The organism is Pseudomonas sp. G3-19, from assembly GCF_054855875.1.
Window position 1 is genome coordinate 1,983,906 of sequence record NZ_JBMPIQ010000003.1, and the last position, 17,716, is coordinate 2,001,621.

Annotated in this window: 17 protein-coding genes and 1 tRNA gene; 5 read left to right on the forward strand and 13 right to left on the reverse strand. The window is 59.1% G+C overall.

Annotation, left to right across the window (positions count from 1 at the left end):
* Positions 1-52: 52 nt before the first annotated feature.
* Entirely contained in the window at positions 53-1,051 is a 999-nt protein-coding gene (locus tag ACOYXI_RS09035) for an NAD(P)H-quinone oxidoreductase (protein WP_461674758.1), read from the forward strand.
* A gap of 109 nt (positions 1,052-1,160) precedes the next feature.
* Complete coding sequence (locus ACOYXI_RS09040) at positions 1,161-2,105, forward strand: alpha/beta hydrolase (RefSeq protein WP_098964607.1); 945 nt, start codon at positions 1,161-1,163, stop codon at positions 2,103-2,105.
* Here the strand turns inward: ACOYXI_RS09040 and ACOYXI_RS09045 are convergent.
* On the reverse strand, positions 2,102-3,913 hold the full coding sequence (locus ACOYXI_RS09045) for an ABC transporter ATP-binding protein (RefSeq protein WP_461674759.1): 1,812 nt from the start codon (positions 3,911-3,913) through the stop codon (positions 2,102-2,104). The two genes, ACOYXI_RS09040 and ACOYXI_RS09045, sit on opposite strands and share 4 nt — an antisense overlap.
* 202 nt (positions 3,914-4,115) lie before the next feature.
* Here ACOYXI_RS09045 and ACOYXI_RS09050 point away from each other — a divergent pair, with 202 nt between their 5' ends.
* Positions 4,116-4,529 (forward strand): VOC family protein, encoded by a 414-nt coding sequence (locus tag ACOYXI_RS09050; RefSeq protein ID WP_139055538.1) that lies wholly within the window; start codon positions 4,116-4,118, stop codon positions 4,527-4,529.
* A gap of 57 nt (positions 4,530-4,586) precedes the next feature.
* Here the strand turns inward: ACOYXI_RS09050 and ACOYXI_RS09055 are convergent, their stop codons facing one another.
* The 5 genes from ACOYXI_RS09055 to ACOYXI_RS09075 all read right to left on the reverse strand — a co-directional run bounded on the left by ACOYXI_RS09055 (position 4,587) and on the right by ACOYXI_RS09075 (position 9,972).
* On the reverse strand, positions 4,587-4,916 hold the full coding sequence (locus tag ACOYXI_RS09055; RefSeq protein WP_134786803.1) for a hypothetical protein: 330 nt from the start codon (positions 4,914-4,916) through the stop codon (positions 4,587-4,589).
* A gap of 106 nt (positions 4,917-5,022) precedes the next feature.
* Positions 5,023-6,051 carry an RNA 3'-terminal phosphate cyclase gene (gene rtcA / locus ACOYXI_RS09060; RefSeq protein WP_461674760.1) on the reverse strand — a complete coding sequence of 343 codons (1,029 nt, stop codon included), beginning with the start codon at positions 6,049-6,051 and terminating at the stop codon, positions 5,023-5,025.
* A gap of 8 nt (positions 6,052-6,059) precedes the next feature.
* Positions 6,060-6,848, reverse strand: coding sequence for a nucleotidyltransferase domain-containing protein (locus tag ACOYXI_RS09065; RefSeq protein WP_210558985.1), 789 nt, complete (start codon positions 6,846-6,848; stop codon positions 6,060-6,062).
* A 14-nt stretch (positions 6,849-6,862) separates the two neighbouring features.
* Positions 6,863-8,089 (reverse strand): RtcB family protein, encoded by a 1,227-nt coding sequence (locus ACOYXI_RS09070; RefSeq protein WP_027611573.1) that lies wholly within the window; start codon positions 8,087-8,089, stop codon positions 6,863-6,865.
* 335 nt (positions 8,090-8,424) lie between these two features.
* Positions 8,425-9,972 carry an RNA-binding protein gene (locus tag ACOYXI_RS09075; protein WP_461674761.1) on the reverse strand — a complete coding sequence of 516 codons (1,548 nt, stop codon included), beginning with the start codon at positions 9,970-9,972 and terminating at the stop codon, positions 8,425-8,427.
* A 203-nt stretch (positions 9,973-10,175) separates the two neighbouring features.
* Here ACOYXI_RS09075 and rtcR point away from each other — a divergent pair, with 203 nt between their 5' ends.
* Together rtcR and ACOYXI_RS09085 are read left to right on the forward strand one after the other, a co-directional pair.
* A complete protein-coding gene (gene rtcR, locus ACOYXI_RS09080; RefSeq protein WP_461674762.1) occupies positions 10,176-11,783 on the forward strand; it encodes an RNA repair transcriptional activator RtcR in 1,608 nt (535 codons plus the stop codon).
* A 174-nt stretch (positions 11,784-11,957) separates the two neighbouring features.
* Positions 11,958-12,218, forward strand: a complete 261-nt coding sequence (locus ACOYXI_RS09085) for a hypothetical protein (RefSeq protein WP_027611570.1) — start codon at positions 11,958-11,960, stop codon at positions 12,216-12,218.
* A 31-nt stretch (positions 12,219-12,249) separates the two neighbouring features.
* On the opposite strand, the gene ACOYXI_RS09090 is transcribed toward ACOYXI_RS09085, so the two are convergent.
* The 7 genes from ACOYXI_RS09090 to pheS all read right to left on the reverse strand — a co-directional run bounded on the left by ACOYXI_RS09090 (position 12,250) and on the right by pheS (position 17,624).
* Positions 12,250-12,672, reverse strand: coding sequence for an RDD family protein (locus tag ACOYXI_RS09090; protein ID WP_134786808.1), 423 nt, complete (start codon positions 12,670-12,672; stop codon positions 12,250-12,252).
* Between the two features lie 82 nt (positions 12,673-12,754).
* Positions 12,755-13,102: a hypothetical protein gene (locus ACOYXI_RS09095; RefSeq protein WP_098964618.1), complete on the reverse strand. Its 348-nt coding sequence runs from the start codon at positions 13,100-13,102 to the stop codon at positions 12,755-12,757.
* A 292-nt stretch (positions 13,103-13,394) separates the two neighbouring features.
* Positions 13,395-13,471, reverse strand: a tRNA-Pro gene (locus tag ACOYXI_RS09100).
* Positions 13,472-13,559: 88 nt separating this feature from the next.
* On the reverse strand, positions 13,560-13,916 hold the full coding sequence (locus ACOYXI_RS09105; protein WP_003179985.1) for a MerR family transcriptional regulator: 357 nt from the start codon (positions 13,914-13,916) through the stop codon (positions 13,560-13,562).
* Complete coding sequence (ihfA, locus tag ACOYXI_RS09110) at positions 13,897-14,199, reverse strand: integration host factor subunit alpha (RefSeq protein WP_002553164.1); 303 nt, start codon at positions 14,197-14,199, stop codon at positions 13,897-13,899. The genes ACOYXI_RS09105 and ihfA overlap by 20 nt, the downstream gene beginning before the upstream one ends.
* Positions 14,200-14,202: 3 nt before the next feature.
* Entirely contained in the window at positions 14,203-16,581 is a 2,379-nt protein-coding gene (pheT, locus tag ACOYXI_RS09115; RefSeq protein ID WP_461674763.1) for a phenylalanine--tRNA ligase subunit beta, read from the reverse strand.
* A 26-nt stretch (positions 16,582-16,607) separates the two neighbouring features.
* Positions 16,608-17,624: a phenylalanine--tRNA ligase subunit alpha gene (gene pheS / locus ACOYXI_RS09120; RefSeq protein ID WP_003226365.1), complete on the reverse strand. Its 1,017-nt coding sequence runs from the start codon at positions 17,622-17,624 to the stop codon at positions 16,608-16,610.
* Between the last annotated feature and the right edge of the window lie 92 nt (positions 17,625-17,716).

Consider the following 17,716-nt stretch of genomic DNA (forward strand, 5'->3'; position numbering starts at 1 on the left):
TTGCCCGCGGGCTGCGCTCCCATCTTCAGAACCTCAAGCAACAGGAATCGACATGACTTTGCCCAACGAAATGACCCGGATCGAAATCACTCAACCCGGTGGCCCCGATGTTCTGCAAGCCAAACGCGTGCCGTTGCCGGTCGCAGCAGCCGGTGAAGTACTGATCCGTGTGCATGCCGCTGGGATCAACCGCCCCGACGCCCTGCAACGCGCCGGCAAATACCCGATGAAGCCGGGCATGAACCCGATCCCCGGTCTGGAAGTGGCCGGCGAAGTGGTGGCGCTGGGTGCCGGTGTCAGTCAGTTTGCCGTCGGGGACAAAGTCTGCGCGCTGACCAACGGTGGCGGTTACACCGAATACTGCAACGTCCCGGCCGGACAAACCCTGCCGATCCCCGATGGACTGGATTGGGTGCAGGCCGCCGCTATCCCGGAAACCTTCTTTACCGTGTGGGCCAACCTGTTCGGCCTCGGCGACGCTCAGCGCGGTCAGCGCGTGCTGATTCACGGCGGCACCAGCGGCATCGGCACCACCGCGCTGATGCTGTGCCGCGAGTTCGGCATCGAAGCCTTCGCCACCGCCGGCAGTGCCGATAAATGCGCGGCAATCAGCAAACTGGGTGGGCAGCCGATCAATTATCGCGAGCAGGATTTCGCCACGGTCATCGCCGAAAAAACTGCAGGCCAGGGGGTGAACGCGATTCTCGACATCATGGGCGCCTCGTACCTCAACGGAAATGTCAGCGCGCTGGCGATGGATGGCCGGCTGGTGATGCTGGGCTTTCTTGGTGGCGGCAAGGCCAACGACATCGACCTGCTGGCGATCATGGCCAAGCGTGCGGTGATCACTGGCTCGTTGCTGCGAGCGCGCACCGCAGAGGAAAAAGCCGAAATTGCCGAGCAACTGCGCGAACACGTGTGGCCGGCGCTTAACGCCGGACGCTGCCTGCCGATCATCGATAAGGTTTATTCGCTGAACGATGCCGCCCAGGCGCATGCGCGCATGGAAGGTGGCGACCACATCGGCAAAATCGTCCTGCGCGTGGGCTGAGCTGCAGCATTTTGTAATCGTTGCGAGTAGACGGTGGTCGAAAAAGTCACGCGCAGACCGAGCCTTCTGGTAAAAAGCCTTCTTTGTCTGCGTTGTGGTGAACCGTTTAATGTTCCTGTCCTTCATGACCCGTTTGCGTCGTCGCCGTCTGGCGTTCGCCTGCATGGCTGCGCTGATCATTGGCGTGCCGACGAGTTGTGCGGTGCTCGAACACACCGAGCGCAAACTGCTGTTTCGCATCGAACCGGGCACGGCCGGCTGGTATCACGGCTTGCCGGGCAGCGTGCAGGAACTCGACTTGCAGCCCAAGAGCTTCAAGGCCGGGCAGAATATTCATGCCTGGTGGTGGCCCGCAGAACGACCGAACGCTCCGGCGATTCTCTATCTGCATGGCGTGCGCTGGAACCTCACCGGACAGCTGTTCCGCATCGAGCAATTGCGCGCGGCCGGCTACTCGGTACTGGCGATCGACTACCGTGGTTTCGGCCAGAGCAAGGGCGATCTGCCTTCGGAAAGCAGCGTGTACGAAGATGCCCGTGTGGCGTGGGAGCGCTTCAAACTGCTGCAGCCCGACCCGAGCAAGCGCCTGATCTACGGTCACTCCCTGGGCGGTGCGGTGGCGATTGATCTGGCCGCCGAACTCGGCCAGGACGCGGCTCGGGACCATACCCCGCTGCCGGTCAAAGGCCTGGTGATCGAGTCGACTTTCACCTCTCTCGCCGATGTGGCGGCGGCGGTGGCCAACACTTCGCTGCCGGTACGCTGGCTGCTGTCGCAGAAATTCGACTCCATCGACAAGATCGCCGAGATTCACATGCCGCTGCTGGTGGTGCACGGCATGGCCGACGCGTTCGTGCCGCCACGCTTCAGCGAGCAGCTGTTCAACGCCGCCCGACAACCGAAACGACTGCTGTTGGTGCCGGGTGCCACCCACAACAACAGCATGGCGCTGGGCGGGCAGAATTATCGCAAGGCGATCGATGCGCTGATGCAGTCCAAACCCGCGCCGCGCGTGGCCGGCCCAGCATTGGTGCGCAGCGCGCAGGATTCCTAGCGATAGCCGCGAGCCTGCAGATCGAACAGCTTGGCGTAGTGCCCGTTTGCAGCGATCAGGCTGTTGTGATCGCCCTGCTCCAGTATCCGTCCACCCTCCAGCACCATGATCTGATCGGCATTGCGCACACTGGAAAAGCGATGGGAAATCAACAAGGTCATGCGCCCTTCGGTGTGTTGGCTGAAATGCTCGAACACTGCCGCTTCCGCTGCCGGATCCAGCGCCGAGGTCGGTTCGTCGAGAATCAGGATGTCGGCATCGCGGCGCATGTACGCCCGGGACAAGGCAATCTTCTGCCATTGCCCGCCCGATAACTCCTGACCGCCAGCAAACCAGCGGCCCAACTGCGTGGCATAGCCACGGTCGAGGCCTTCAATGAACGGCGCGGCCATGCCTTCAGCCGCTGCGGCCTGCCAGCGCGATTCATCGTTGAACGCCGAGGTATCCCCCACGCCGATGTTTTCGCCCACGGTGAACTGGTAGCGAATGTAGTCCTGAAAAATCACGCCGATACGCCGCCGCAAAGTGTTCTCTTCCCAATCCTGCAAATCGCTGCCATCAAGCAGAATCCGCCCCTGATCGGGCCGATACAGGCGCGTCAGCAATTTGATCAGCGTGGTTTTGCCTGAGCCGTTCTCCCCCACCAGCGCCACACTCTTGCCCGGGACCAGGTGCAGGTCGATGCCTTCCAGCGCCGCACGGTGGGCCCCCGGATACCGAAAACCGACGTTTTCAAAGCGCAGGCCATCGCCCGGTTGCGCGCCGACGGTGAGATGACCGCAATCGGCGAGCACCGGTTCGGCCAGATATTCATACAGGTTGGACAGATACAGACCGTCTTCGTACAGGCCACTGATCGCGCTCAGACTGCTGCTGACCGCACTCTGCCCCTGCTTGAACAACACCAGGTACATGGTCATCTGACCAAGACTGATATTGCCGTGCACGGCATCGATCACCACCCAGGCATAAGCCAGATAGAACGCCCCGGTGCCGAGCAAGCCGAGACCGAAACCCCAGCCATCACGACGCAATGTCAGACGCCGATCCTCGGCGTAGAGCTTGGCAAAAGTGTCCCGATAACGCTGCAACAGCAACGGCGCAAAGCCGAACAGCTTGACCTCTTTGATATAGGCCTCATGGGACAGCAAGGTTTCGATGTAATTTTGCTGCCGACTCTCCGGGGCACGGCGGGTGAACAGGCGGAAAGCGTCGCCGGAGAAATGCGCCTCGGCGAAGAACACCGGCAACGCGCCAATGACCAGCAACACCAGCGCCCACGGCGAAAAATGCACCAGCAGCACACCGAAGCTGATCAGCATGATCAGGTTCTGGATCAACCCCAGCGACTTCATCACCAACGCCAGCGGCCGGGTCGAGGCTTCGCGGCGCACGCGCACAAGCTTGTCGTAGAACTCGGAGTTCTCGAACTGCACCAGCGACAGGGTCTGCGCCTTCTCCAGAATCAGCGTGTTGACCTTCTGCCCCAACTGCACCCGCAACAACGACTGCTGCACCGAGAGCGCCCGTTGCGTACCGGACAACAGCGCCAGCACGCCCGCCTCCATCAGCACATAACGCAACACCGGCCACAGCGGTGCATCGCCCAGCTGCGCTTGCAACTGCATCGCCGTCACCACCGCGTCGACAATGCGCTGGCCCAGCCACGCTGCCAACGCCGGCAGAACGCCGGCAATCAGGGTCGCCAGCACCAGGCCCAGAAATAAACCGCGTGAAGTCGCCCAGACCAGCAAAAGGGCGCGCCGGGCCTGATCGATCAAGGCGTTGAAGCGGGAAATCAAAGGCATGGCAGAACAAGCTCGATAGGTCGTACAGGGTGTCATGGTACTCCGCAGGTTTTATCCGTGCTGAAGCGCGGCGTTTTCAGAAGAAAAACATCTGGAAAAACTCCGGCCGTTGCGACGTCCAACGCTTTGCTATGGTTTAACCGCCTTTCGCGGAACCTGGCGAACATCGCCTCTCTCCGCGCCTACTGCCAGGAACGCCATCATGCGAATCAATCCCTACCTGATCTTCAACGGCAACTGCCGCGAGGCCTTCACCTTTTACGAACAAGCCTTGCAAGGCAAACTCGAAACAATGATGACCTACGGCGAAACACCCGCCGCCGAACACGTACCGAAAGAGCACCACAACCTCGTCAACCATACCTGCCTGAAGGTTGGCGACCAGATGATCATGGCCTCGGACACCACACCTGACCGGCCAACCGAGGGTATGAGCGGGTGCTCGATCTCCCTCAACGTCGACAGTATTGCCGAAGCCGAGCGAGTGTTTAACGCGCTGGCCAAGGACGCTCGCGTCGACATGCCGCTGCAAACCACGTTCTGGGCCGCCCGGTTCGGCATGCTGGTCGATCGCTTTGGGGTGTCGTGGATGATCAATTGCGAGACTGACAAGTAACGCCGACGTTTCGTCAGGCATGAAAAAGCCCAACCTCTTCAGGTTGGGCTTTTTGATTTATCGCTGGGCCAGCTCATGCCGCACGCATTGTTCGTAATAGGTCTGCTTGACCGCTGCAGGTTTGAGCTTCGACGTGCTGTTGTAGGTCTGCTCGGTAATCCCCATTGCCGTCATGCGCATCCACGGTTGCTGGAACTTGCGCACCTGCAACTGCTTGCGCGCGCCATACAACGAGATCCCCGAGAGCTTCGACTGTTGTGCGCCGGCGGCGATGTCCGAGCCCCACGTACAGGCAAACCGGTGACTCTTGCTCAACTCCCTCGCTTCAATGGTCGAAGCGAAAGCAGCCAGGGAAAGCGTTGCAACGGTTATGACAATCGTCCGCATATAGCCAACCTAACCTTTTGAAAAAAGGCGATTTTGCCGGGGAAGCCCAAGCCTGGGGGCCAGCAAATTGCCGCACTCGCGAGATTGATCCGGGCTTGCGACGTGGTCAGCGACCGTCGCGGACCTCAACCCGCAGACGCTCGGGGCCCGCTTCCGAGCATTCGATAGTGACCGGCAAGAAGCGCTCGATCACCGCGATGTTGCTGTGCAGATGCTCGGTCATTCTTGGGGTAGTGAACGATCCGCCACCGGCCAGCGCCATCGGCAGCAGCAACTGGTCGGCGAGGTGTTCCGCCATCGCAGCGTCACTGCGTAACCAGTCTGTCGCCTGATTGATTGCGGTATCAGCGACCTTCTCCGCCCGTAACAATACCTGGCCAAAGGCACTGAAGACTTCGGTGACCTGCTCGAACACGTACTCCAGTAACAGCACGTTACCGGGGCCACGCGCCGGGTCGAGCGTGATCGGATGCAAAGTTTCCGCTGCCCAGCGCAAGCGTTTCGCCACCTGATTCAGTTCACGCGCGGCGACGCTCGGTGCGAGACCGGCCGTCAGCGCCAAGGCTTGCTGCGACAGCAGCGCCCCACGCTCACACAGGTCCAGCGGCGTCAGTTGCGACGGCTGCACCGTGACGTCGATCTCACCGCCACCGGCCGGGACAAAGCCGTGACGCAGCAGATCCAGCTCAATGCCGGCACCCATGCGCCGCATCAACGGCAACCAGCTGCGCGTAAGGAAATCGACAGGCGGCGCCAACGGATTATGCGTACCGCCGCTGATCCGTACGCGACTTGTGCCCGGCGCCTGCAACAGCGCCGGCAGCAATGTCTGCAACACCAACGTGCAACTACCGGCCGTGCCGATCGCAAACCGGTAATCACCCGAACGAATCGCTCCCGGCTCGAAGCGCAACTCCTGCGAGCCCAGTTCCGCTCCCGCGATCCGTGCGCCGCAGACTTCGGCGGCCGCCATCACTGCCGTCAAATGCTGGCGTAACAATCCCGGCCGACTGCGGCGGGCACGAATCTGTTTAATGCGAAACGCCTGGCCCGTCACCATCGACAGGCTCAGCGCGCTGCGCAACACCTGACCGCCGCCAATCGCGCCGTCCAGTTCAATCACTTGCGGTTCCATTTCAATCCTTACGCATACAACCCGACGATGTCCCTGAGGTAGTCATCCAGTCGTCGCGAGTCTTCCTGAGTTCTGAGTAATGTGGGCACATCGCGCTCGAGTTCGGCAGTGATGAACCTGTGCAGCGCCGGACGACGCGGGCCGTAGGCGCGCTCGTCGGCATTGCGTTTAAGTGCCAGCAGTTCGTCGACTTCAGCCAGCAGTGCGCGGTCGTCGACCGTGGTCAGCAGCTCGGCGAAGGTCATCGGTGGACGCCCACGCCCCTGATCGATCCAGCGCACCGCCAGCAACGGCCGCAGCACGTAGAAGTACTTCTTGAACCGTACGCTGTCGCCTTGCAGGTACTGGCGAAAGTTGTTTTTCGCCATCGACAGATAGTGGTTGCGGGCTGCCGGCGGGCTGTAGAACGCTTCGGCCAGCTCCCGCAGTTGCGTAACCTGCGCGCTTTCGCTGCGGTACACCAATGGCGAGTCGAGCCACTCCAGCAACGTCGGGTTGGACTTGCGCAACAACCCGAGGGTCTTGCGCAGTTCCCAGCCGCTGACGTCCAGCTCGTCGTCCAATGGCCGCTCGATCACAGCGCGCGGCGTGTCGACCTGAACGAACCACTGCGGTTTTTCCACGTACACGAACCGGACGTCGTAGTCGCTGTCGGTCGAGGCAAAGCCCCAGGCCCGACTGCCGGACTCACAGGCGTACAACACCGTGACATTGCGCTCGCGCTCTATACGCGCCAACTCTTCCAGTACCCGCGCACGCATCGTGGCGCACAGCGGGTGGCGTTCTGCAAATTCCATGACTGCTGATCCTTTTATCCTTTGACGCACACCACTTGCCGCAGGGTGTGCAGCACTTCCACCAACTCGCGCTGGGCGTGCATGACTTTGTCGATGTCCTTGTAGGCCATCGGAATTTCGTCGATCACCGCTTCGTCCTTGCGGCACTCGACATGCGCCGTGGCGCGGATCTGGTCTTCGACGGTGAACGTATTCTTTGCCTTCGTTCGGCTCATGGTGCGGCCGGCGCCGTGGCTGCAGGAGCTGAACGACTCTTCGTTGCCCAGGCCGCGCACAATGAAACTCTTGGCGCCCATCGAACCCGGAATGATCCCGAGTTCACCTTTCTTCGCCGACACCGCGCCTTTGCGGGTGACCAGGATTTCTTCGCCGAAATGCCGCTCTTTCTGCACGTAGTTGTGGTGGCAGTTGACCGCTTCCAGCGCCACCTCGAACGGTTTGCGAATGATCTGGCGCGTGGCCTGAATCACCGCGCGCATCATCAATTCGCGGTTCTGTCTGGCGAAGTCCTGCGCCCAGCTCACCGCTTCCACGTAATCATCGAAGTGCTGGCTGCCTTCTTCGAAGTACGCCAGGTCACGATCCGGCAAGTTGGCGATGTGTTGCCGCATATCCGCCTGAGCCATCTGAATGAACAGGTTGCCAATGGCGTTGCCGACACCGCGAGAACCACTGTGCAACATGAACCAGACCCGGTTGGCTTCATCCAGGCACACTTCGATGAAGTGGTTGCCGCTGCCTAGCGTGCCCAGATGCCCACGGTTGTTGGTGTTGGTCAGTTTCGGGTACTTGTCGGTGATCAGTTTGAAACGTGGCTGAAGCCCCGCCCAGGCCTGATCGGCTTGCTGCGGAATCTCGTCCCATGCGCCCTTGTCGCGCCGAGAACGGTTCGAACTGCGGCCATGGGGCACCGCTTGCTCGATGGCGCTGCGCAGACCTTGCAGGTTGTCCGGCAAGTCGGCTGCGGTCAGCGACGTGCGTGCGGCGATCATGCCGCAACCGATGTCCACGCCGACGGCCGCAGGGATGATCGCGCCCACCGTCGGAATCACGCTGCCAATAGTCGAGCCCTTGCCCAGATGCACATCCGGCATCACCGCCAGATGCTTGAAGATGAATGGCATCTTTGCCGTGTTCATCAGCTGCTCGCGGGCCTCGTTTTCCACCGGGACGCCTTCGGTCCAGAGTTTGATCGGCTTGCCGTTGGCGACTTCGAGCAGTTGGTAAGTGTGTGCTTTCATTTCTCTATTCTTTATTCGTTGGCCGATGATTCGGCGTTGTTCCGTCATGTGCAGCGACAAAAAAACAGACACTGTGGCTCTGCCAGTCGAGCCCCCGTTGCCGGGGCGGGATTCGAACCCGCGTTCCGATGGAGTACCTGTTGCATTCGCTGCCTTCTTTTTCAATAAGGTGGCACGACAAAAGTTGATGACTGTTGCGCGTCGCCGCGCACCGGGGTTAACCGGCCTCAGATGTACAGCCATCAGGCATTCGTGCCGTCACTCACGCTGACAAGGGTTTGATGAGACGTCTTGGATGTAGTCCCACCGGCATTCAGCGCCTGTGACAAATCAATTCATTGCATCTTCTCGATCGCTTCGACCCAGTGCTGGGCACCGTAACGACCGCTGGTGAACTGCTCGACCACATCGAACACTGCATCGCTGAAACCGCCGACATTCAGGATGTCATCGCGGTCGGCTGCCTGCGTTGCATAACCCGGCTGGATATCGATGCACACCAGCCGTGCCTGCGGGTTGATCCGCTTGATGCGCTCCCACTGGAGCATGGTCTCACTGGCACCACGGCGCCGCGTGTCGATCCAGGACTCGTTGTCCGATACCAGAATCAGCGTATCGACCCTGGCCTTGCTGTCCGCCAGTTTCTTCAATGGCGCCGAGCAGTTGGTGCCGCCGCCAAAGGCCGCGGCCAGTTTCTCCGCATTGCTGATCACGCTGTCCCGTGGATTGAGCTTGATATCCACCACCTTCACTTCGAACGGCATCACCCGCGCCGCCGGCTGTTTGCGCAACACCGCTGCCGCGACCAGTGCCGCCACATCAATGCAACGCACTGCGGTGGTTGCACCCTGACGATAACCGGTCGCCGGGCTGCCCATTGAACCCGATACGTCCGGGCAAACCACCACCGCGCCTTCCAGCTTCGGCACGTTGGCCAGCGACAGCTCAAGTGCATCCTGCAACGCCTCGCGGATCTGCAGCGGTACGTTATCGCCAACCATCCGATAGGCCGCCAGCAACTGGTATGGATAAACCCGCGCCTTGGCCACTTCTTGCGGATCTGCAAGTCGCGCGGCCACGTACTCGACGCAACCCGGAACCTCGAACGCGCCATGCCGCGCCAGGGTGTTGAGGTTGATGCGCAATCCCTGCCAGCCCATGTTGTAAGCCTGCGCAGCCCATTGCTCTTTGCTCAGGGTTTCGTTGCCGAGCAGTTGGAACGGTACCGCGGGTACTTGATGACTCGCGCCGCTGCGAAATGCCAGCAAATCACGGGTCAACTCGGGCAATGCCTGCACATCCACCGGTTTGCCGATCAGCCAGGCGAAGAACGCTTCGCGCCAGGCCTCAGCCGGCTTTGGGTGAACCATCTTCACCACGTCCGCCAGCGATGGCTGGTTGCCAATCGACGCTTGCAGCAGTTGACGTTCGGTCGCGCGGTTCAGCCAGTTCTGCACCAGACGCTTGGGTTGCGAACCGAGGGATTTGCGCCCGGTGGCGCCACTGCGCAGGATCTGCACGTAGTTGCGCAACATCTTGCCGCTGTCGATCACTTGTTCAAACACCTCAGGCACCAGCGTCGAACGGTTCGCCGTCAACGCCGCCAGCAACAACGCCGGCATGTCTTTCATGTGGCCCTTATGGCGAGCGTAGACAGCAGCCTTCGCCACGAAACGGCTGTCGAGTTCAGCCACCAGCTTCAATACTTGATCCAGTTGACTCTCTGCACTGGCGTAAAACGTCTGGTTCAGGCAACCGGTGACCGCCAGTTGAGCCAGTTGATGCTTCGGGGTGTAGGCATACGCCGAGGCACCGGAGGCATTCAAAGTGTCGCAGGCTGGCAGCTGTTTCGATTGCGTGTTGAAGAGTTTGAAGTTGGCCATCGTGGCGTCTCGCTGTGTTGTCCTGTTCGTTGCGATAGGTATTGCAGCGGCTGTGCCAGTTTTTGAAAGGTACAGAATTTATTTTCTATCTTATTGATTTATATAGTTTTTTATTTTTTATCGATTTTTTTTAGCTGAACCGAAGACAAACCCCGCGTGAGAAACCTATCATTTGATATCGTCATTTATCTTTTGAGATAGGCATGCCCAACAAACGTACTGTCGCGATCGGTTTTATCGGCGCCACGCTGGATCGCGTTGGCAAGGGCGCCAATCGCTGGAGCCACTGGCGACCGAGCGTTGGCCTGTGCCAGCAACCGGACGTGCTGATCCATCGCCTGGAACTGATTCACGGTATCGACGCACGCGACATCAGCCTCGCTGAACGGGTTCGCGCTGATATCCAGCAGGTCTCGCCGGAAACCGAAGTCCACCTGCACCCCATGGCACTGCGCAATCCGTGGGATTTCGAAGAGGTCTACGGCGCGCTGCATGACTTCACGACGGCCTACAGCTTCGATACCGAGCACGAGGACTATCTGGTTCACATCACCACCGGCACTCACGTCGCGCAGATTTGCTGGTTCCTGCTGACCGAAGCACGCTATTTGCCGGCACGCCTGATACAGACCTCCCCCGCCCGACGCAAAAGCGAAGATGAACAAGCCACCGGCACCCACGCCCTGATCGACCTCGACCTGTCGCGCTATGACCGCATCGCCTCGCGCTTCGCCAACAAACGCCTCGAAGGCCTGGAGTTCTTGAAGTCCGGCATCGCCACCCGTAACGCGGCGTTCAACCGCTCCATCGAACAGATTGAACGCGTGGCCGTGCGCTCCAAGGCGCCCATGCTGCTGATCGGCCCGACCGGCGCCGGCAAATCGTTTCTCGCCCGACGCATCTATGAACTCAAACGCAGCCGCCATCAAATGCAGGGCCGGTTTGTTGAGGTGAACTGCGCCACCCTGCGGGGCGACGGTGCGATGTCGGCTTTGTTCGGTCACGTCAAAGGCGCATTCACCGGCGCGCAGAACGCCCGCGACGGCCTGCTACGGGCAGCGGACGGCGGCATGTTGTTTCTCGATGAAATCGGTGAGCTGGGCGCGGACGAACAGGCGATGCTGCTCAAGGCGATCGAAGAAAAGCGCTTCTTTCCGCTCGGCTCCGACAAGGAGGTCGATAGCGACTTCCTGATCATCGCCGGTACTCACCGCGATCTGCGCAGCCGCGTCGCCGAAGGCCTGTTCCGCGAGGATCTGTACGCACGCATCAACCTCTGGACATTTGACTTGCCCGGCCTGGCCGGCCGCCGCGAAGACATCGAGCCCAACATCGATTTCGAGCTCGAACGTCACGCTCGCGATCACGGCCAACTGGTGCGCTTCAACCTCGAAGCGCGCCGACGCTACCTCGCCTTCGCCAGCTCTCGGGAAGCAGCATGGCTGGGCAACTTTCGCGAACTGTCAGCGTCGATTACCCGGATGGCCACGCTGGCGGACAGCGGACGAATTGATGAGGCGCAAGTGCAGGAAGAAATTGATCGACTGCGTTATGCGTGGGGACTGGCGCAAGCGGACGGCGTGTCGGATGACCTCCCGGGAGACGCCGATAGCCTCGACCTGTTTGATCGATTGCAATTGAAGGCGGTAATTGAAGTATGTCGGCAAGCGGACAGTCTGTCGGATGCCGGACGCAGACTGTTCGGCGTATCGCGCCAGGCCAAGGCGCAGCCGAATGATGCAGATCGCTTGAGAAAATACCTGAGCCGCTTCGGGATTGAATGGGCCGACTTGCAAAGCCGCAAAATATAGCGCGGTGTTTTCGCGACGCTTTGTCGCGGTCATGTTTGTGGTCGGCTTGGTAGAAATCCTTCTACTTTCACATTGCGCCGGGTATCTGTGACGTTACCGCTCGTCCAACGACCAGCACCTTAGGCCTGTTCATGCCTCCAAAGAGTTACCCCCATCGCGCGGAAGACTCAGATCATGAACAAGTCGATTGCAACCCTGACGCTTGCAAGCCTGCTGTTGACTGGCTCGCTTTTCACGCAGACCAGTTCGGCAGCAACACCGACGGCCTCCTCCGGCACAAATCAGGCGCAAAGCTCAGAGTCCAACGAGGAAAAAGCCAATAAAAAAGGCGAAGAAGCGTCAGGCTCAAACTCCGGCGCCGAACCGCAAGAAACGCAGAAGGACGCCGCAACCTCCAGTGACTCGGAGGATATTCAGCAAGATTCGAAACCTTAACACTTGGGCGACTGCCGTCGCCCCACTTGACTCACCTGACACGAATCACAATTGTTGACGCAAGCATGTCGCCCAGGCGTTTGCGCGAGCCAAAGAAGATAAAAATCCAGTCGAGGATGTTCAGAAACGGCGTTGTGATATTGCGTATGAACGATTGATACAGATTGCAGTTCAAGTAGCTACGCTCATCAATCACCGACATCCCCAGCAGCTTTTTACCCAGGCTTTGGCCGTTGGGCATTGCATCGGAAAACAGGTAATACGCCACACCCGTACCAAGAGCCAGGACAGCCACCGCATTTGGCGGCAAACCAATAAACTCCGCCAGCCGTCCTACGAAGAGGATCAAAAAGTAGGTGATCAACGTATCGATGATCTGCCCACCCCAGCGACGGCCCAGCCCTGCGAGATTTTTCGGCTTTTGATATTCACTGCTGGTATTGCTGATGTCCATGCGCCTTCGCTCGATCGGAATTTAGATACCGGAGTATCGGCAACCGATCGCCAATATTTAATGGCGCTTCAGGGGAGTGCGGTCAATCAAACCCACAAGATTGCTCCGAATGAATAGGCTCACTGAAGGTAAAGAAGTAGAACGATATTTTCTCGTCCTCTACGTCTTTTAATTCATATCTGATCCTGTCGAGCCCACGATCGATTCGGGTAACGACGAGCTCCATGAATTGAGTCAGCCCGCCACCAAAGCCACTTAGATCAAGCGCACTGACATCCTGAAAATTTATAGTGATCGCGCTTTCTGCTGCGTCATCGAGCGACGACATCGTCAAGGCCAGGTTGTACTTGAAGTCTTGAATTTCGATATTCAGCGAAACGACCGCATTGTGCTGAATCAAAAGCGAGTTCAAGCGAGATAACTTATCCATTTTCTTAGGAACCCATGACGAAAAAGATGTGGCCTGCACTTCATTCGTGTATCTGAGCGAGCATCTTCAGCCCTGGCTGGCAGAGTATCAACCCGACATCAAATGGCTGCGCAGCCGGATCCCGCTTGTCTATCAAGTGATCCAAACTTTTCATCCAGCGACCTTTTTTGCGCGGGTTTTGCGAAGGCACAAAAAAGCCGATCTGGATGATCGGCTTAGATGAAGTCCCGAAAAACTCCCTACGCATGAAAAAGCCCAGCTGGTTAGAGTTGGGCTAAGTCATTGAAAAATATGGTCGGGACGGAGTGATTCGAACACTCGACCCCTAGCACCCCATGCTAGTGCGCTACCGGACTGCGCTACGCCCCGACTGGTTTGAAACCCGCCCCTCGTCTCGAAGAGCGCTCAAGAATATATCGCAAGCTTTTGAAAACTGGAAGTATTCAAACGCAGCTTTTTATTTCTTGAGCACCACCAGTACATCTTCAAGCTCAGCGATCATCTGGCGGATCATTTGCTTGTATTGGGTGGTGTCGTCTTTGGCTTCATCACCGGACAAGCGCAGACGCGCGCCGCCGATGGTGAATCCCTGATCGTAAAGGAGCGCGCGGATTTGCCGGATCATCAGCACATCCTGGCGCTGATAATACCGGCGGTTTCCGCGGCGTTTGACGGGGTTGAGTTGAGGAAACTCCTGCTCCCAGTAGCGCAGCACGTGTGGTTTTACCGCACACAGCTCGCTGACTTCACCAATGGTGAAGTAGCGTTTGCCCGGGATGACGGGTAGTTCGTCGTTATGACTTGGTTCCAGCATAAGCCTCAACTCGGGCCTTCAACTTCTGCCCTGGACGAAAGGTGACCACACGGCGAGCCGTGATCGGGATTTCTTCCCCCGTTTTCGGGTTGCGGCCAGGCCGCTGGCGTTTGTCCCGAAGGTCGAAATTGCCGAAACCGGACAATTTGACCTGCTCGTTGTCTTCAAGAGCGTGCCTGATTTCCTCAAAAAACAGTTCAACCAATTCCTTGGCTTCCCGCTTGTTCAGGCCCAGCTCTTCATACAGACGTTCCGCCATCTCAGCTTTCGTCAAAGCCCCCATACGTCACTTCCTTAACGTGGCGTTCAACCTTTGTTCGAGCGAGGTGAGGATATTTTGCGTCGTCGAATTCACCTCATCGTCATTAAGAGTGCGCGATGGATGCTGCCAGGTCAAGCCAACTGCAAGGCTTTTTCTATCAGGATCAATACCTTTACCCTGATACACGTCAAACAGCCTGAGATCCGTGAGCCATTCGCCTGCATTTTCACGGATTACGTCCAGTACAGCCGAGGCCGCGACGTCTTTGTGCGCGATCAGTGCAAGGTCACGACGCACTTCAGGAAAACGCGACAACTCATGGAATTGCGGCATTTTTCCGGAAGCGACTTCAGCCAGAACCAGCTCGAAGACGAAGACCGGACGATCCAGACCCAGGGCCTTGGACAGCTCCGGGTGAATCGCACCGATAAAGCCGACTTCACGCCCGTCACGTTCGATGCGCGCGGTTTGCCCCGGGTGCAGCGCTGGGTGTTTACCCGGAGTGAAAGTGAAGGTATCCAGTGCACCGGCAAAGCCCAACACCGCTTCAACATCAGCCTTCACGTCGAAGAAATCGACGGTGTCGCGACCCTGCGCCCAACCTTCCGGCAGACGGCTGCCGCAAACAACACCCGACAGCATCGGTTCTTGCTTCAGACCTTCCAGCTGACCGACGAAGCGCAGACCGCTTTCGAACAGACGCACGCGATCCTGCTGGCGGTTCAGGTTGTGCTGCAACGCCTTGACCAGGCCCGGCCACAGCGAGGAACGCATGGCAGCCATATCATTGGAAATCGGGTTGGCCAGCAACAGCGGCTCAACGCCCGGGTTGAACAGTTCGAACTGTTTCGGATCGATGAAGCTGTAAGTGATCGCTTCCTGATAACCACGGGCTACCAGCAGACGACGCAGCTCAGGCAATTCGCTGCGTGCTTCAGCCTTCGCTTGCGGCGCCAGACGCGCTTGCGGGTAACGAACCGGCAGACGGTTATAGCCGTACAGACGCGCCAGCTCTTCGATCAGATCGACTTCCAGACTGATGTCGAAGCGGTGACTTGGCACTTCTACGCGCCACTGCCCTGCGCCGTCAGCGGAAATCTTCAGACCCAAGGCGCTGAGCAGACGCTCGACCTGCGCCGAATCCATTTCCATCCCCAGCATCTGGGTGATGCGCTGCGCACGCAGGGTGATCGGCGCGATCGATGGCAGGTGCTGTTCGCTGACGGTCTCGATGATCGGGCCGGCTTCACCACCGGTAATTTCCAGCAGCAGGCCAGTGGCGCGCTCCATGGCTTCACGGGCCAGTTGCCAGTCCACGCCACGCTCGTAACGGTGCGAGGCGTCGGTGTGCAGGCCGTAGGAACGAGCCTTGCCCGCCACAGCGATCTGATCGAAGAAGGCACTTTCCAGGAAAACGTCGCGAGTGGTTGCGGACACACCGCTGTGCTCGCCACCCATTACGCCGGCAATCGCCAGAGCGCGGGTGTGGTCGGCAATCACCAGGGTATCGCTACGCAGGCTGACTTCCTGACCGTCGAGCAAAACCAGCTTCTCACCCTCCTCCGCCATACGCACGCGGATGCCGCCATTGATTTCGGCGAGATCGAAAGCGTGCAGTGGCTGACCCAGCTCAAGCATCACGTAGTTGGTGATGTCGACGGCAGCGTCGATGCTGCGCACATCGGCGCGGCGCAGACGTTCAACCATCCACAGCGGGGTTGGTTTGGACAGATCAACGTTACGGATGACACGACCCAGGTAACGCGGGCAGGCGGCAGGCGCCAGCACTTCTACCGGACGCACTTCGTCGTGCATAGCCGGAATGGTCATGACCACCGGGCGAGTGACCGGCGTGTCGTACAGCGCACCCACTTCACGGGCCAGACCGGCCAGCGACAGGCAGTCGCCACGGTTCGGGGTCAGGTCGACCTCGATGCTGGCATCTTCCAGATCCAGGTACACACGGAAATCTTCGCCCACCGGCGCATCGGCCGGCAGTTCCATCAGACCGTCGTTGCCTTCACCGACCTGCAGCTCGGCTTGCGAGCAGAGCATGCCGTTGGACTCGACGCCACGCAGCTTGGCCTTCTTGATCTTGAAGTCGCCCGGCAGTTCGGCACCGATCATGGCGAACGGAATCTTCAGGCCCGGACGCACGTTTGGCGCACCGCACACGACCTGGAAGGTTTCCGCGCCATTGCTGACCTGGCACACACGCAACTTGTCGGCATCAGGGTGCTGCTCGGTGCTCAGCACCTCGCCCACCACCACGCCGCTGAATACACCGGCGGCCGGGGTCACGCTATCGACCTCCAGACCCGCCATCGACAGACGAGCAACCAGCTCGTCGCGACTTACCTGCGGGCTAACCCAGCCACGCAGCCATTGTTCACTGAATTTCATCCTGCTCTCCTAAGAATTCGTTACGACTAGCGAAATTGCGCGAGGAACCGCAAGTCGTTGTCGAAGAACAGACGCAAGTCGTTCACGCCGTAACGGAGCATTGCCAGACGCTCGACACCCATGCCGAAGGCAAAACCGGAGAACTCTTCCGGATCGATGCCGGACATGCGCAGCACGTTCGGGTGCACCATGCCGCAGCCCATGACTTCCAGCCAGCCGGTCTGCTTGCAGACGCGGCAGCCTTTACCGCTGCACATCACGCATTCCATGTCGACTTCAGCGGATGGCTCGGTGAACGGGAAGTACGAAGGACGGAAACGAACGGCCAGCTCTTTTTCGAAGAACACCCGCAGGAATTCTTCGATGGTGCCTTTGAGGTCGGCGAAATTGATGTCGCGATCGACCAGCAGGCCTTCGACCTGGTGGAACATCGGCGAGTGGGTGATATCCGAGTCGCTGCGATACACACGGCCTGGGCAGACGATGCGGATCGGCGGCTGCTTGGACTCCATGGTGCGGACCTGTACCGGCGAGGTATGGGTGCGCAGCAACATGTTCGCATTGAAATAGAAGGTGTCATGCATCGACCGGGCCGGGTGGTGGCCTGGGATGTTGAGCGCTTCGAAGTTGTGATAGTCGTCTTCGACCTCAGGGCCTTCGGCGATGCCGTAGCCGATGCGGGTGAAGAACTGCTCGACTCGTTCCAGAGTCCGGGTCACAGGATGCAGACCACCGGAGGTCTGGCCACGGCCCGGCAACGTCACGTCAATGGATTCGGCAGACAGTTTGGCAGCCAGTTCGGCTTCTTCAAACAGAGCCATGCGCGCATTGAGAACGCCTGTAACACGCTCCTTGGCAACGTTGATCAGGGCGCCGACTTGCGGACGCTCTTCTGCCGGCAAATTCCCCAGGGTCTTCATCACCTGAGTCAATTCACCCTTTTTGCCAAGGTATTGAACCCGGATTTGCTCCAGGGCATTGATATCTTCAGCGCTTTGCACAGCCTCTAGTGCTTGAGAGACCAGCGCATCCAGGTTTTCCATGTACAGACTCCAGATACAAAATAGGGGAAGAGCTTGAAGGCTCTTCCCCTATTTATGACGTTTAACACCTGGCCCCACAGAGGTGAGGCCGG

What these genes read in the sequence shown, in the direction of transcription:
- ACOYXI_RS09055 (WP_134786803.1), bottom strand. Translation starts at nt 4,916, where the DNA reads ATGCGGACGATTGTCATAACCGTTGCAACGCTTTCCCTGGCTGCTTTC.
- rtcR (WP_461674762.1), top strand. Translation starts at nt 10,176, where the DNA reads ATGCCCAACAAACGTACTGTCGCGATCGGTTTTATCGGCGCCACGCTG.
- ACOYXI_RS09105 (WP_003179985.1), bottom strand. Translation starts at nt 13,916, where the DNA reads ATGCTGGAACCAAGTCATAACGACGAACTACCCGTCATCCCGGGCAAA.
- ACOYXI_RS09035 (WP_461674758.1), top strand. Translation starts at nt 53, where the DNA reads ATGACTTTGCCCAACGAAATGACCCGGATCGAAATCACTCAACCCGGT.
- ihfA (WP_002553164.1), bottom strand. Translation starts at nt 14,199, where the DNA reads ATGGGGGCTTTGACGAAAGCTGAGATGGCGGAACGTCTGTATGAAGAG.
- ACOYXI_RS09070 (WP_027611573.1), bottom strand. Translation starts at nt 8,089, where the DNA reads ATGAAAGCACACACTTACCAACTGCTCGAAGTCGCCAACGGCAAGCCG.
- ACOYXI_RS09095 (WP_098964618.1), bottom strand. Translation starts at nt 13,102, where the DNA reads ATGGATAAGTTATCTCGCTTGAACTCGCTTTTGATTCAGCACAATGCG.
- ACOYXI_RS09085 (WP_027611570.1), top strand. Translation starts at nt 11,958, where the DNA reads ATGAACAAGTCGATTGCAACCCTGACGCTTGCAAGCCTGCTGTTGACT.
- ACOYXI_RS09090 (WP_134786808.1), bottom strand. Translation starts at nt 12,672, where the DNA reads ATGGACATCAGCAATACCAGCAGTGAATATCAAAAGCCGAAAAATCTC.
- pheS (WP_003226365.1), bottom strand. Translation starts at nt 17,624, where the DNA reads ATGGAAAACCTGGATGCGCTGGTCTCTCAAGCACTAGAGGCTGTGCAA.
- ACOYXI_RS09050 (WP_139055538.1), top strand. Translation starts at nt 4,116, where the DNA reads ATGCGAATCAATCCCTACCTGATCTTCAACGGCAACTGCCGCGAGGCC.
- ACOYXI_RS09065 (WP_210558985.1), bottom strand. Translation starts at nt 6,848, where the DNA reads ATGGAATTTGCAGAACGCCACCCGCTGTGCGCCACGATGCGTGCGCGG.
- rtcA (WP_461674760.1), bottom strand. Translation starts at nt 6,051, where the DNA reads ATGGAACCGCAAGTGATTGAACTGGACGGCGCGATTGGCGGCGGTCAG.
- ACOYXI_RS09075 (WP_461674761.1), bottom strand. Translation starts at nt 9,972, where the DNA reads ATGGCCAACTTCAAACTCTTCAACACGCAATCGAAACAGCTGCCAGCC.
- ACOYXI_RS09040 (WP_098964607.1), top strand. Translation starts at nt 1,161, where the DNA reads ATGTTCCTGTCCTTCATGACCCGTTTGCGTCGTCGCCGTCTGGCGTTC.
- pheT (WP_461674763.1), bottom strand. Translation starts at nt 16,581, where the DNA reads ATGAAATTCAGTGAACAATGGCTGCGTGGCTGGGTTAGCCCGCAGGTA.
- ACOYXI_RS09045 (WP_461674759.1), bottom strand. Translation starts at nt 3,913, where the DNA reads ATGCCTTTGATTTCCCGCTTCAACGCCTTGATCGATCAGGCCCGGCGC.